The 13,332-nt window shown below is 42.6% G+C and carries 13 protein-coding genes and 1 other annotated feature; all 13 genes read right to left on the bottom strand.

What is annotated here, in order from left to right; translation table 11 throughout:
- Window positions 1-665 precede the first annotated feature (665 nt).
- Entirely contained in the window at window positions 666-1,142 is a 477-nt protein-coding gene (gene greA / locus LC065_RS11280; RefSeq protein WP_146812772.1) for a transcription elongation factor GreA, read from the bottom strand.
- Between the two features lie 162 nt (window positions 1,143-1,304).
- On the bottom strand, window positions 1,305-1,958 hold the full coding sequence (gene udk, locus LC065_RS11275) for a uridine kinase (RefSeq protein ID WP_226591117.1): 654 nt from the start codon (window positions 1,956-1,958) through the stop codon (window positions 1,305-1,307).
- 48 nt (window positions 1,959-2,006) lie between these two features.
- Window positions 2,007-2,582 (bottom strand): O-methyltransferase, encoded by a 576-nt coding sequence (locus LC065_RS11270; RefSeq protein ID WP_226591677.1) that lies wholly within the window; start codon window positions 2,580-2,582, stop codon window positions 2,007-2,009.
- Between the two features lie 168 nt (window positions 2,583-2,750).
- Complete coding sequence (gene mltG / locus LC065_RS11265) at window positions 2,751-3,875, bottom strand: endolytic transglycosylase MltG (RefSeq protein WP_226591121.1); 1,125 nt, start codon at window positions 3,873-3,875, stop codon at window positions 2,751-2,753.
- A gap of 188 nt (window positions 3,876-4,063) precedes the next feature.
- Window positions 4,064-4,348 carry a DUF1292 domain-containing protein gene (locus LC065_RS11260; RefSeq protein ID WP_089652614.1) on the bottom strand — a complete coding sequence of 95 codons (285 nt, stop codon included), beginning with the start codon at window positions 4,346-4,348 and terminating at the stop codon, window positions 4,064-4,066.
- A 13-nt stretch (window positions 4,349-4,361) separates the two neighbouring features.
- Window positions 4,362-4,778, bottom strand: a complete 417-nt coding sequence (gene ruvX / locus LC065_RS11255) for a Holliday junction resolvase RuvX (protein WP_146812767.1) — start codon at window positions 4,776-4,778, stop codon at window positions 4,362-4,364.
- Window positions 4,775-5,047, bottom strand: coding sequence for an IreB family regulatory phosphoprotein (locus tag LC065_RS11250; protein ID WP_115822523.1), 273 nt, complete (start codon window positions 5,045-5,047; stop codon window positions 4,775-4,777). Before LC065_RS11250 ends, ruvX begins: the two co-directional genes overlap by 4 nt.
- A gap of 63 nt (window positions 5,048-5,110) precedes the next feature.
- The gene (gene alaS, locus LC065_RS11245) at window positions 5,111-7,747 is read right to left on the bottom strand and encodes an alanine--tRNA ligase (RefSeq protein WP_226591124.1); all 2,637 of its coding nucleotides are present in this window, start codon (window positions 7,745-7,747) and stop codon (window positions 5,111-5,113) included.
- Between the two features lie 89 nt (window positions 7,748-7,836).
- Window positions 7,837-8,049: a binding site (T-box leader), on the bottom strand.
- Between the two features lie 45 nt (window positions 8,050-8,094).
- Window positions 8,095-9,162 (bottom strand): AI-2E family transporter, encoded by a 1,068-nt coding sequence (locus LC065_RS11240; protein ID WP_226591126.1) that lies wholly within the window; start codon window positions 9,160-9,162, stop codon window positions 8,095-8,097.
- 6 nt (window positions 9,163-9,168) lie between these two features.
- Window positions 9,169-9,345, bottom strand: coding sequence for a hypothetical protein (locus tag LC065_RS11235; protein ID WP_089652618.1), 177 nt, complete (start codon window positions 9,343-9,345; stop codon window positions 9,169-9,171).
- Window positions 9,346-9,401: 56 nt separating this feature from the next.
- Window positions 9,402-10,214: an apurinic/apyrimidinic endonuclease family protein gene (locus tag LC065_RS11230; protein WP_226591129.1), complete on the bottom strand. Its 813-nt coding sequence runs from the start codon at window positions 10,212-10,214 to the stop codon at window positions 9,402-9,404.
- Between the two features lie 11 nt (window positions 10,215-10,225).
- Window positions 10,226-12,553, bottom strand: coding sequence for an SF1B family DNA helicase RecD2 (gene recD2 / locus LC065_RS11225; protein ID WP_226591132.1), 2,328 nt, complete (start codon window positions 12,551-12,553; stop codon window positions 10,226-10,228).
- A gap of 15 nt (window positions 12,554-12,568) precedes the next feature.
- Window positions 12,569-13,228, bottom strand: a complete 660-nt coding sequence (locus LC065_RS11220; protein WP_226591135.1) for a tetratricopeptide repeat protein — start codon at window positions 13,226-13,228, stop codon at window positions 12,569-12,571.
- Window positions 13,229-13,332: the final 104 nt, after the last annotated feature.

Below are 13,332 nucleotides of genomic sequence, written 5' to 3'. Positions count from 1 at the left end.
CTGCCTCCTTTTTACTCGCCGTTTATTATACATGAAGTTTTGATTGTTACCAATGCTTTCTTTTTCCTATCTCATTTCCCGGGCTATATTCCAAACCACATTATCGCTCCCTTTACTTGAAGACTCAGTTTCGAGATGTTTTCGGGCTTCGTTTGCCATATTGGGATTCAGGGGTGGCTGGGAAGCTACTCGCTTTCCTGTGGGGGAGCGCCGAGCTTCCTCGGACTACGTCCTGCGGGATCTCGCCTATCTCCTTCTCCCACGGGAGTCTCGCAGCTTCCCAACCACCCCATTCGATATAGGTGAGAAACGAACCCCTGTACTAAGAAGGAGATCTCCCACTATTCTCGTCGGCGAGAGTTAATATCATCCACTTCCCACAATCATATAATCTTATTTTCCCAGAAGTGGTTTCGAGAATCTTCCTTAGTAGTGGGGCGGAGGGGAATGGCGAGACTCCTGCGGGAAAAAAAGTGCAGGGTGAGACCCCTCAGGACACAGTCCGAGGAGGCTCACCGCGCTCCCGCAGAAAGCGAACTATTCCCCGCAGCCCCACCCACTCATCAAAAGTCTCGAAATCAAGTCTTCCACAAACCTGCCATATTCTTTAAGATGATCCGTATGTAGGCATAAAAAAAGACAGGGGGAATCCCCTGCCTTCTTTATTATTCGACTGTAATGATTTTTACGTCGATTTCTCCACCTGGTGTCGCGACTTTGACCTTGTCACCAACAACATGTCCAATTAAGCTTTGAGCCATTGGAGAGTCATTTGAGATTTTACCTTCAAATGGGTCAGCTTCTGCACTTCCGACAATCGTGTACGTCTCTTCGTCTCCATCTGGAAGCTCTTGGAACGTTACAGATTTACCCATGGTCACAGTGTCAGGGTTTTCATTATCATTTTCGATAATGACTGCATTTCGAATCATGTTTTCTACTTGTGTAATTCGTGCTTCTACAAATGCTTGTTCATCTTTTGCTGCATCGTACTCAGAGTTCTCTGATAGATCTCCGAAACCGCGAGCAATTTTAATCCGTTCTACTACTTCTTTACGTCGCTCTGTTTTTAAGTGATGCAATTCTTCTTCTAACTTTTGTTTACCTTCTTCCGTCATATAATAACTTTTTTCTTCTGCCATGGTCCAAATACACTCCTTTAAATACAAGAAAAAATGATGTCCTTAATATAGGAAATGAGCAGTACGACTGTACGCTCATTAAAGATGATTTACTATACTTTACCCGAGGACATTATGTTTTAGAACTACTAGTGAAAACTATGCCAGATTTTTGGTAGTATTTCAACTATTTTCTTTCGTCACTGATTGTCCTTTTTCGTATAGAACCGTTTGAATTTTCGTTGCCATAAGATCAATCGCCACGTGGTTTTGTCCACCTTCTGGGATGATGATATCCGCATATCGCTTGGTAGGTTCTACGAATTGCAAGTGCATAGGACGAACCACGTTGATATATTGTTCAATGACAGAGTCAAGTGACCGGCCTCTCTCATTAATATCTCTCATTAATCTACGGATAATTCTTACATCTGCATCTGTATCTACAAAAACTTTAATATCCATAAGATCTCTGAGGCGTTCATCTTCAAGGACAAGAATCCCTTCAACGATGATCACTTCTTTTGGTTCGACATGAATGGTTTCATCTGAGCGGGTATGCATCTTATAATCATAGACCGGTTTTTCTACAGGCTTTTGCTCAAGCAATTGTTCCAAATGCTCAATGAGAAGATCATTATCGAAAGCTAGAGGATGATCATAGTTTGTTTGTAACCTTTCCTCGAACGGAACATCACTTTGATCCTTATAATAATAATCTTGTTCTAGCATTAATAACGTCTTATCTGTAAAGCGCTGGATGATCGAACGAGTCACACTCGTTTTTCCTGATCCTGATCCTCCCGCTACTCCAATCACTACTGGTTTATCACTCATGCTCCTGGGTGCTCCTTTCATCCATTCCATTCTTATCTATAATTTCTCTTATGTTTCTTTCTTTTTAGTAATGGCAACCCCGTCTCCGATAGGGACAATGGTTGTATAATAATCAGGGTGTTGGACAAGCCACTCATTAAATTTCCTGATCTTATTAGCGATTTTCGCCATTCTTGGATTTGCTTCTGAATCGTCAGCAACAAAACCTTTAAATAGTACATTGTCAGAAAGAATGACGCCTTTGTCGGATACCATGGGGGAATACAAGTGGAAAAATTCTTCATACTTCCCTTTGGCTGCATCAATAAATAATAAATCAAACGGACCTTCTTCTTCAATGGTAGATGCTACCTCTAGGGCATCTCCTTTTATAACATGGATCTGTTCCTCGGCATTCATAGCCTTAATATTTTTTAAAGCATCCTCGTAACGCTGTTCATCACGTTCTACCGTTGTTATTTGACTACCTGGACAAGCTTCCAGCATCCGTAGCGCTGAATACCCAATGGCTGTACCGATCTCCAGGATTTTTTTTGGTTGTTGGATCCTGAGAAGCTGCATGAGAAAATCAATTCCTAATGGTTCCATGATTGGCACTCGCTTTTCTTCTGCATCGGATTCCATTTTCTTTACAGCTGTGGAAGGCTTTGAAAGCAATGACTGCAAATATTCTTCTTGATTCACCGGTTTTCACCCTTCCCATCATTTTTACATCCGATTTACAACCCCACTATTTTAACATAAAAAAAAGAAGGAATGCGAGTATCTTTTTGCATTCCTTCAAAAAACATGTTAATTAATATACTCATTTTTCAGTTGGTTATGTTCCTCTAGTGAACTGGCGTAATGAATTTCTCCACTACTATCAGCTAGGAAATAAAAATAATCATGATCCTTCGGTTTAGCAGCTGCCTGTAAAGAGTTCTCATTGAAGTTTGAAATCGGTCCGACAGGCAGTCCGGTGATATAGTAAGTATTGTATGGGGATTCGATTTCAAGATCTTCATACAAGACACGGTCTTTATGCTCTCCATGAGCGTAAAGCACGGTCGGGTCTGTTTGAAGCTTCATATCTTTATCCAGACGGTTCTGGAACACACCGGAAATCATTTTACGACTTTCTGCTGTTCGAGCTTCGTTTTCCAGAAGGGATGCCATCGTGACGAGATCGTGGACATTTTCAATCCCTTCAAGGTCTCCCATCTGATTGACATAAGGAAGGACAACCGCCTGGGTCTGATCCAGCATTTTCTTTACAATCTGATCAATGGTTGGATCCTCAACATAGACGTCATAGGTAGCAGCAAACAAATACCCTTCTAAAGGGTGGCGGATTTCTTCGTTCAATATATCCTCTGTCAATAGCTGAGGATATTCAGACATCTTTTCTTTAATATAGGCCTCATCATCCACTTTTTCCATGAATTCTTCTTTAGTAAATGGTAAATCTTCCGCATAAACTTCTGCGATCTGTTCAAGGTTACGTCCTTCGGGCACGGTCACTTTGTACACAGATTCTTTGACAAGCTTCCCTGTTTTTAACGTCTCAATAATTTCATTCAGCGTCATGGAAGATGTAAATTGATAATTTCCCGCTTGGAAACCGGATTCGTTTTTGAATTTAGTATAAAAGCGGAAAATTAAATCGTTTTTAATGATTTCATTCTCTTCAAGAATACTTGCTATCGAAGATGTTGAAGATCCCAAAGGTATTTCGACATTGATCTGTTTATCATTCTCCGGCTCTACAGGCTCTAAAGCAGATTTCACATAAAAATAGCCGGAAACCCCGCCGATCAAAAGAGCAAGAACCAAGACCGTGAGAATGATTGACACTATTTTTCTCACCGTACTCGCTTCCTCTATTCTATTTTTCAATCTTTTTTTATATTGATTTTTAAAGTCAGAATTAGACAACGGACTTCCCCCTTTCATCCGGTTCATTATACTATAAAGTGAAAGAATCTTTCTACATATTCCCTTAATTTTCTACAATGGGAAGAGACTCTTTATGTTTCATTCCATGGAATTAGAGGGTGTATGGAGGCGTATTCTACCTCAGAGTATAAGAAAAGCCTGCAGCTGATCGCTGCAGGCGGTAGGAATTATGTTAAATCTTCATCTGTCAACGTGTTCAACATTTCTTCAACCATTTCCCATTCATCATCGGATTCGATTTGGAATAGAGCAAGGTCATCCTCTTCGTTCCCTTTTTCTTCGTAACGGAAGGCAAAGACTTCTACTTCTTCCCCATCCTTTTGTTCAGCAGGGACCACTGCAATATAAGAATGTCCTGTTTGTTCAACATCAAATGTGAACAAGACCTCAAATAAATGCTCTTCCCCATTTTCATCAGGAATGATGATGCGTTCTTCTTTTTCTAGTGCCATATAAACGTCCTCCTTATTGTTTCGAATCCAAATAACTCTGTAAAATCATGACCGCAGCCATTTTATCAATGACCTTTTTCCGTTTTTTCCTGCTGACATCTGCATCCAGCAGCACGCGTTCGGCTGCCATTGTTGTTAAACGTTCATCCCAAAGATGTGTTTGGAGATGAAATTCTTCTTCTAGCCATGAGGCGAAAGTCTGGCTCGCTTCTCCGCGAGGGCCGACCGTACCATTCATATTCTTCGGAAACCCTACAACCGCTTCCGTCACGTCATGGTCACGTATGACTTCTCTTAACGGCTCTTTAGCCGTATTATAGTCCTGCTCGTCCCAACGGAGTGTGGTGAGGCCTTGGGCCGTCCAGCCCAAAGCATCCGATATGGCGATGCCAATCGTTTTTTCGCCCACATCCAATCCTATTTTTTTCATTCAATGCCCTCTTTATTCTCTTTGATGTAAGATTTAACCAGTTCTTCAATCAACTCATCACGCTCAATTTTGCGGATCAAGTTTCTGGCATCCTGATGACGAGGAATGTATGCAGGGTCGCCTGAAAGCAAATATCCGACAATCTGGTTGATCGGATTGTACCCTTTCTCTTGTAATGCTCCGTAAACAGATAGTAGTACGGATTGGACATCTTGATCAAACGGTTCTTCAGAGAAGTTGAACCTCATCGTTTTATCCATTGAACTCATTACAGTCACCTCGCACTTTGTAGTATTTACTCTATTATATACCTAATTCTTCGATAGGAAAAACTAGGCGTTTTGACTTGCATATTCCTTGGCATATTGTAGTGCTTCTGGAATTTTAGAAGCGTCTTTACCACCTGCTTGGGCCATGTCTGGACGGCCTCCACCGCCGCCACCACATCGGGTAGCTGCTTCTTTAATCAATTGACCTGCATGATATCCTTTTTCTACTAAGTCCTTCGATACTCCTGCAATCAATTGAACTTTATCTCCATTCGGAGCAGCTAAAAGGATCATTCCAGAGTCCAGTTTCTGTTTCAGATCATCAACCATGGTTCTGAGAGCATTCATATCTTTCACATCTACTTGCTTAGCAAGAACCTTCACACCATTGACTTCCTCCACTTCATCCAGAATATTGGAGGCCTCCATGTTTGATAATTTGGCACTTAGCGATTCATTTTCTTTTTGAAGATCTTTCATTTCTTTGTGAAGAGCTTCAATTCGTTCCGGCACCTGCTCAGGCTTCGTTTTCAACTGCTGTCCGGCTTTTTTCAGCAATGCTTCTTTGCCATTCATATACAAATAGGCATCCTTAGCTGTGACAGCTTCAATTCTTCTGGTGCCAGCACCAATTCCGGATTCTGAAATAATCTTGAACAAGCCAATTTCCGCTGTGTTCATGACATGACAACCGCCGCAAAGCTCAAGGCTGTAATCGCCAACCTGAACGACTCTAACCGTGTCGCCGTATTTCTCACCGAACAAGGCCATCGCGCCTTTAGCTTTAGCTTCTTCAATGGAATTGAGCTCAATGGAGACCGGAATAGACTGCCATACTTTTTCATTGACGATGGCCTCAATTTTCTCCATTTCTTCGTTCGTTACAGAACCAAAATGTGAAAAGTCAAAACGCAGGCGATCTGGAGCTACAAGGGAACCAGCTTGATTGACATGCTCGCCGAGTACATCTTTCAATGCTTGATGCAGAAGGTGTGTTGCGGTATGGTTTTTTACAATAAAGGAACGTCCACTTTGATCCACTTCTGCTTTGACTGTGGCTCCTTTTTCTACAGAACCTTGTTTAACGACCGCTTCATGCATATGCTGACCATTCGGCGCTTTTTGGACATTGGTAACTTCGACTACTGCAGATTCAGTTCTCAGGAAACCGCGATCGGCGATCTGGCCACCACTCTCCGCGTAGAAAGGAGTTTTGGATAGGAAAAGGTAAATGGTGTCGCCCTCTTCTGCATATCCACTGAACTCTTTGCCTTTAATCAATTCTACAATTTCCGTTTCGACTTGAAGGGTGTCATATCCGATGAATTCACTTTCGACGTGAACGTCACCAAGAACTCCATCCTGTACTTGCATGGAATCGGTCTTTTGACGAGCACTCCGTGCGCGCTCCCGCTGCTTTTGCATTTCGCTTTGGAAACCTTCTTCATCAATCGTGAAGCCAGCTTCTGCTACATACTCTTCTGTCAGCTCTTTCGGGAAGCCATACGTATCATATAAACGGAAGACCTCCGTTCCAGGGAACACGTTGCTTCCTTTTTCTGTCTCTTGTTTGATGATGGTGGAAAGAATTTGCAACCCATCATTCAATGTTTCATGGAAACGCGCTTCTTCTGTTTGAATGACGTTTTGAATAAAGGTTTCTTTTTCCTTCACTTCAGGGTAAAAGTCGACCATGATTTTAGAGACTTCAGGAACTAGTTTATACATGAACGGTTTGTCGATCCCGATCTGCTTTGCAAACCGTACAGCTCTACGCAGCAGACGACGCAACACGTATCCGCGCCCTTCATTCGAAGGCAGAGCTCCATCACTGACAGCGAATGTCACGGTTCTCATATGGTCTGCAATCACTTTGAAGGAAGCATCTGTATCGAAGCTGTCTCCATAGTTTTTGTCAGCCATTTTTTCCGTCGCTTCAATAATCGGAAGGAATAAATCTGTTTCAAAATTCGTTTCCGTTTCTTGAATAACACAAACAATACGCTCAAGACCCATTCCTGTATCAATGTTTTTCTTAGGAAGTGGTGTATAAGTATCATCAGGGTTGTGGTTGAACTGAGAGAAAACCAGATTCCAAATTTCCAAATAGCGTTCATTTTCTCCACCAGGGTAAAGTTCTGGATCATTTGCATCATTTCCGTATTTTTCTCCACGGTCATAAAAGATCTCTGTGTTAGGGCCACTAGGTCCTTCTCCGATATCCCAGAAATTTTCTTCAATGCGGATGATGCGCTCTTCATCTAGTCCGATCTTGTCTTTCCAAATTTGGTAAGCTTCATCATCTTCCGGGTGTACGGTTACAGATAGCCTTTCTGGATCAAACCCAATCCATTGTTCACTCGTAAGGAATTCCCAGGCCCATTCCATGGCTTCTTCCTTAAAATAATCTCCAATTGAAAAATTACCGAGCATCTCAAAGAAGGTGTGGTGTCTGGCCGTGAAGCCTACATTTTCAATATCATTCGTACGGATCGATTTTTGTGCATTTACGATACGCGGGTTTTCAGGAATGACTCGACCATCGAAGTATTTTTTCAATGTTGCTACACCACTATTAATCCATAGAAGTGTAGGGTCTTCGTGGGGGACGAGTGACGCACTTGGTTCTACGCTGTGTCCCTTCTCTTTAAAGAAGTCAAGAAACAATTGACGGACTTCTGCTGATGTTAATGATTTCATTTTCAATAACCTCCTCAGTTTCATCGTTAATATAGAGACCGTTCCGGACGACGAAGGAACAAAAAAACCCCGTCCCTGCCTTTAGTATCGGCAGGGACGGGGTTTTGTTTCCGCGGTACCACCCTGGTTATAGACAATTCACGTCTATCAGCTTGAATGCCTGTAACGGGGCATGAACCCGGCGGGAATTAACCGCACTCCGGAATAGCTTTCAACAACCTCCATGCAGTGCGTTTTTCAGCCTGGAACGCACCTCTCTGCTCATGAACAAATTGCCTACTTTTTTCCTTCATCGTATTCTATCGTCCTTAGAGTCTTTGCTAAGCGTAATTATAGATAACTGTTGTTCATCTGTCAATATTTAACCTTCCTGTACGGATTTCAGACGCCACTACTTTCAAACAAGTCAATACAGGAACCGCCAAAATCAGTCCGGGGATCCCGGCCACCTCTCCGCCCACTAGTAAGGCCAGGATGATGAACAAGGGGTGGATATGGATACTCTTACCCATGATATACGGAGAAAGGAGATTTCCTTCAACCAATTGAATGATCAGAACGACAGCTAATGTAAGAAGGAGTGTATTCACACTGACAGTAAGAGCAACAATAACGGCAGGCCCCGCTCCAAGAAGAGGACCAAAATAGGGAATGATATTGGTCAGGCCGGCAATTAAACCTAAAACCAAGGGGTAAGGTAGATCAATCAACCAAAAACCCGCGGTAGCTAATACACCAACAAATAAACTGATCAATAGCTGCCCTCGAATATAGCCTCCTAGAGAATGATTCAACTCTCTAACCAATCGCTTGGACTCCTCGTGCCATTTAGAAGGAAGTAAAAAAACTAGAGTTTTTCCTATGCTCTTATAGTCCTTCAGAAAATAAAAGGTCATCACAGGCACAACAGCCAGAAGAACAATCATGTTAAAAATCCCGCTAAGACCAGCTAGTAGGGCTAGCACTCTTCCGCTCACCCATTCTTCAAAGCTTGCAAAACGGGCATCCACTTCATGATGCAGACCATCCGGTAACTTTTCTGTTTGGGCATAAAGCTGCTTTGTCCAATTTTGATAGGACTCAACCAAATAAGGCAAATGCTCATTCAGAAGTTTCAATTGATCAAGCAAACGTGGAATCCCTTTATACAGTCCAAAGGCCGTCAACGAAAAGAACAGCACAAAAATCACAAGTATGCTGACCGTACGGGATAGGCCAAGATCCTCAATCGCGTGGACGAGTGGATGCAGCAAAAGAGACAAAACGAGAGCGAGCAAAAATGGCAAGAGTACTTTACCCATGACGATGAGGACACCGTCATAATATGGAAACAACCAGGCTAGCAATAAGAGAGAAAGTAAGATAATAAAAAAGATGGTGAATCTCCGCAACCATTTAGAGGAGCGATCACTCATGAATCATCAAGATCCTTGCTGATAAAAAATATCATTCAAAGAACTTAAACTGCCATCTTCCTCAATTTGGTTGATATTCATTTTCCCATCTTCAATCGTTAGTTCCAGGCAACAATTCCAACAATAGTATTGTTCGTTACCGATTTTCCCAAGGTTCTTATTATTGCAGTTCGGACATCTCATCGGACATACTCCTTTTTTTTACCAAATAGTATGTCCACGATAATGAGATTCATACATTACTTGAGTTGTTGGGTAACCCATTCGATCCCTTCATCGACATCTTCTTCAGAAGGATTTGTGTGCGGGGTGTGCTCGAGTATGAAATATTTGTCCCTGCCCTTAGCCAGAAGCTCTATACAAGGCGCCATATCAAAGGCCGTGCCTTGTTTTTCAAAATTCGGGTGAATGGGTCTCCAAATATACCCTTCATCAGTGAAACGGACGTTATGCATATGTACGACTTTTGTAAATGGAAGAAGCGGTTCGATATACTCTCTCCACTTGTCTCCCACTGCAATCCTATAATCTCCGATATCGATACAAATACTCAGCCCGTATTTTTCCCAGAGTTTCATAGGAAAATCATACAAGTACTGAATGCCTGCAGGTGATTTATTTTGGCCGAGTTTTGGTTCACACACAATCGGAATTCCATACAATTCCTGTAAGTGATGTAAAAACTGCAATCCTTCCTCTATCTTTTCGTGCGTAAACTCCGCCTCAGCTTTGAAGTAAGGAAAATGAACAAGGACATAGGAAGCCCCTGATCGAGCCGCTTCCTGCACTTCCTTTACAAACAATTTCCTCGCATGGGACGGTTCCATTTTCACTTCTTCTAAAAGGTCATACTTGCTGTTTTCTCTGAAGTGAGGAACATGAATACCAAAACTAACTTTGTTCTCTCTGGCTAAACTCAAAAAGGAGAGGTAGGAATCTCTGTCCCCAAACTCTCCTATTTCCACATGAGGCAATCCTTTATCAAACAGCTCTGGAAACCGGTCACGATGGGACAAGATGGTACTTCCAGACAACCCAATAGAATGAGCCAAAACGTTCCCTCCTACATAAAATCATATGGTGACAACTGCTCTTCCTCTTCTTCTGTGTCCACTTCAGGCGCTGATTCTTCCTGGAGTTTCTCTTTCAACCTGGTATATCTCGTATTTGTATCGGTCGTTCCCACACCGTCAAGAAAAGCGGCAGGGTCGCCGCAAATGATGAGAGACTGTTTGGATCTTGTAATAGCCGTATAAATTAGATTCTTTCTCAACATTCTACGGTAACTTCTTACGATTGGCAGAATAACGATGGAAAACTCACTACCTTGTGATTTATGGATGGATGTACAATAGGCGTGCATAATACTGTTCAAGTCTTTTTTTGGATAAACTACTTCTTTTCCTTCAAAATCGACGACTACCTGCTCAACGCCATCGACGTTTTCTTCCGCTCGGAAAATCGCTACAATCTCACCGATATCTCCATTGTAAACACCATCTTCCGGCTGATTTACCAATTGGATGACCTTATCCCCTTTTCGATAGGTCACATCGAAGTGCCTCAAGTCGCGTTTTTGTTTACTTTTCGGATTGACCGTCTGCTGGATGCTTTCATTTAACTTATGAATCCCCACGTCTGTACGGTACATCGGCGCAAGTACTTGAATATCTTTCAAGTCATTCCCCTTGTCCAACGCTTTTTGAACAATGTTTGTCACGAGATCACTTAACTGGTGTTCTCTTGCTGGGATAAAGTTGAAATCATGATCCTTTTCAAGAGAGGCAGAAGTACAAGCATCCTTTTTTATTTCATGAGCAAGCTGGATGATTTTCGAACCTTCCTTTTGACGATAGACTTCTGTTAACTTCACAGAAGGAAGCGTGTGAGAAGCCAGGAGGTCAGCAAGCACCTGGCCAGGCCCTACCGAAGGCAGTTGGTCTTCGTCTCCCACTAGCAAGACCTGCATATCATCAGGAATGGCACGGAACAACTGGTTAGCAAGCCAAATATCGACCATCGAAAACTCATCGATGATCAATACACTCCCTTCCAGTGGGTTGTTCTGATTGCGTTCAAAGGAGTCATGCCCATCCCACCCAAGCAAACGGTGGATAGTGCTTGCCGGAAGCCCCGTCGATTCTGTCATCCTTTTTGCCGCTCTCCCTGTAGGTGCTGCAAGAACGAATGGAAATGGCTTGTCACTATCATAATCTCCGGGATCAATAGAAAGATCGTTCAATTCTGCATACGTATGGATGATTCCTTTAATAACTGTAGTTTTCCCCGTTCCCGGTCCACCTGTTAAAATCATCAATTTGGAATGAAGAGCTTTTTCGATGGCAGTGAACTGATCTTCCCCATAGCTCATCGCTTCCTCTTCTTCCAGATCCCCGATGATTTTCATCAAATCTGCCTGTGTATGGGCTGCATCAACCTCTTTTTCTTGAATACGATCCACATGACCACAAAAGCCATTTTCGGCAAAATATAGTGTCGGAAGGTAGATACGTTCCTCTTCAATATACACAAAACGTTCCTCACCAAGGTGGATCATTTGCTCAGATAGCTGTTCAAAAGTAATGGCCGGATCGGAACCCTGATTCAAAAGCTGTTCAACCTGGACGAGACACTCTTCTGTAGGTAAATAAACATGACCCGCACTCATACTTTTTTGCATCATATACAAACACGCCGCCCGAATCCTTGTGGGATGATCATGGGAAAGGTTCTGCATCTTCGCCATTTCATCCGCTCGATGAAAACCAAAACCATCCACATGGAAGACGAGCTGATAAGGGTCCTCTTCAATGATGGCCATCGTTTGATCCTTAAAGGCTTCATAAATTTTCTGAGCAAGCTTCAAACCAAATCCATATTGGGACAAATGAATCATGACGTGCTCGAACCCTTGATGCTCTTTTAAGGCTTCATATAGTTGATCCGCTTTTTCTTTAGGGAGCTTTGGAACAGTGTCCAGCACATCACGGTTTTCCAGTATCCTCGATATCGCTTGTTCTCCTAACTCATCTACGATTCGTTCGGCCGTTTTTTTTCCGATGCCGTGAAAAAGGTCGCTGGACAAGTAAAGGACGATTCCATCTTTCGTTTCAGGCAGGACACGATTGTACATGTCGACCTCATATTGCAGCCCGAATTTCTTATGGTTTTTGAATTCTCCATAAAACATATACGTTTCGCCTTCTTCCAAAGGAGAAAAATGCCCTTTGATCACAAGGGACTTTTCCTCGAAAACTTCATTTGTTTCCTTAACATTAATGGAAGCGATCGAAAAGTGCTCGGATTCATTATGAAAAATCATCCGACTCAATTCCCCTTTGACGTACGGACGTTCTTCATTCGAATCTTGAAAGAGCGATTGTTGAGTCATGACCATCGAACTCCTCTACTCGTTTAACGCTTGTTCAACTTGCCCCTTAGCATGTGCTGCCAGCATATGCTCAGGATTAATTTCCAAAGCTTTAGAAAAATGCTCCAAAGCTTTCTTGGCATTCTCCTTATGAAGAGCAACGACACCAAGGTTATAATGCGCATCACTGTGTTGTTCTTCTAATTGTAGCACATGGTTCATCACTTGTTCAGCCTGATCAATCTGTCCATTTTGAGCCAGGCACAAGCCGTATTGGAATTGGACATCAACGTCTTCCGGGGCGAGTTCTGAGGCTCTAAGAAGATAAGGCAGAGCAAGTTTTACGTATTCTTGATGGATGAATGTCATTCCTAACATGAAGTGGACATCCGCTTCATCCAGCCCATGCTGAATCGCCTGGATGAACTGTTCCTGCGCTTTTGTGTACTTCTCCTGCTCATAGTACACGTTACCTAGACCATAGTAGGCGGTTGCGGCCGTCTCATCCAATTCGATGGCACGGAGAAAGAAGCGCTCTCCTCTTTCATGATCATTCATATGTGTCAGCAAATTACCGAAGTTGATATACCCAACAGGCTCTTTTGGATTCTCATCAATGGCCTCCGTAAACAGCTTCGCTGCCTCCTCATAATTATGGTTTTGCATCTGTTCAATTCCTTGCTTTAGTTTATCCATTCTCAAAATTCTCCTTCCCATATTCTCCTTGATCGACATTTTCATGCCACCTAACACATTACTAACAGTGTTATCTCACTTTTTCCTTATCCTCATAAAAAAGT

The sequence above is a fragment of the Halobacillus litoralis genome, assembly GCF_020524085.2.
In the GTDB taxonomy this organism is placed as follows: Bacteria; Bacillota; Bacilli; order Bacillales; family Halobacillaceae; genus Halobacillus; species Halobacillus litoralis_E.
This window is presented reverse-complemented; position numbering and strand designations above follow the sequence as displayed.

What these genes read in the sequence shown, in the direction of transcription:
- greA (WP_146812772.1), bottom strand. Translation starts at nt 1,142, where the DNA reads ATGGCAGAAGAAAAAAGTTATTATATGACGGAAGAAGGTAAACAAAAG.
- udk (WP_226591117.1), bottom strand. Translation starts at nt 1,958, where the DNA reads ATGAGTGATAAACCAGTAGTGATTGGAGTAGCGGGAGGATCAGGATCA.
- LC065_RS11270 (WP_226591677.1), bottom strand. Translation starts at nt 2,582, where the DNA reads ATGGAATCCGATGCAGAAGAAAAGCGAGTGCCAATCATGGAACCATTA.
- LC065_RS11260 (WP_089652614.1), bottom strand. Translation starts at nt 4,348, where the DNA reads ATGGCACTAGAAAAAGAAGAACGCATCATCATTCCTGATGAAAATGGG.
- ruvX (WP_146812767.1), bottom strand. Translation starts at nt 4,778, where the DNA reads ATGAAAAAAATAGGATTGGATGTGGGCGAAAAAACGATTGGCATCGCC.
- LC065_RS11250 (WP_115822523.1), bottom strand. Translation starts at nt 5,047, where the DNA reads ATGAGTTCAATGGATAAAACGATGAGGTTCAACTTCTCTGAAGAACCG.
- alaS (WP_226591124.1), bottom strand. Translation starts at nt 7,747, where the DNA reads ATGAAATCATTAACATCAGCAGAAGTCCGTCAATTGTTTCTTGACTTC.
- LC065_RS11240 (WP_226591126.1), bottom strand. Translation starts at nt 9,162, where the DNA reads ATGAGTGATCGCTCCTCTAAATGGTTGCGGAGATTCACCATCTTTTTT.
- LC065_RS11235 (WP_089652618.1), bottom strand. Translation starts at nt 9,345, where the DNA reads ATGAGATGTCCGAACTGCAATAATAAGAACCTTGGGAAAATCGGTAAC.
- recD2 (WP_226591132.1), bottom strand. Translation starts at nt 12,553, where the DNA reads ATGACTCAACAATCGCTCTTTCAAGATTCGAATGAAGAACGTCCGTAC.
- LC065_RS11220 (WP_226591135.1), bottom strand. Translation starts at nt 13,228, where the DNA reads ATGGATAAACTAAAGCAAGGAATTGAACAGATGCAAAACCATAATTAT.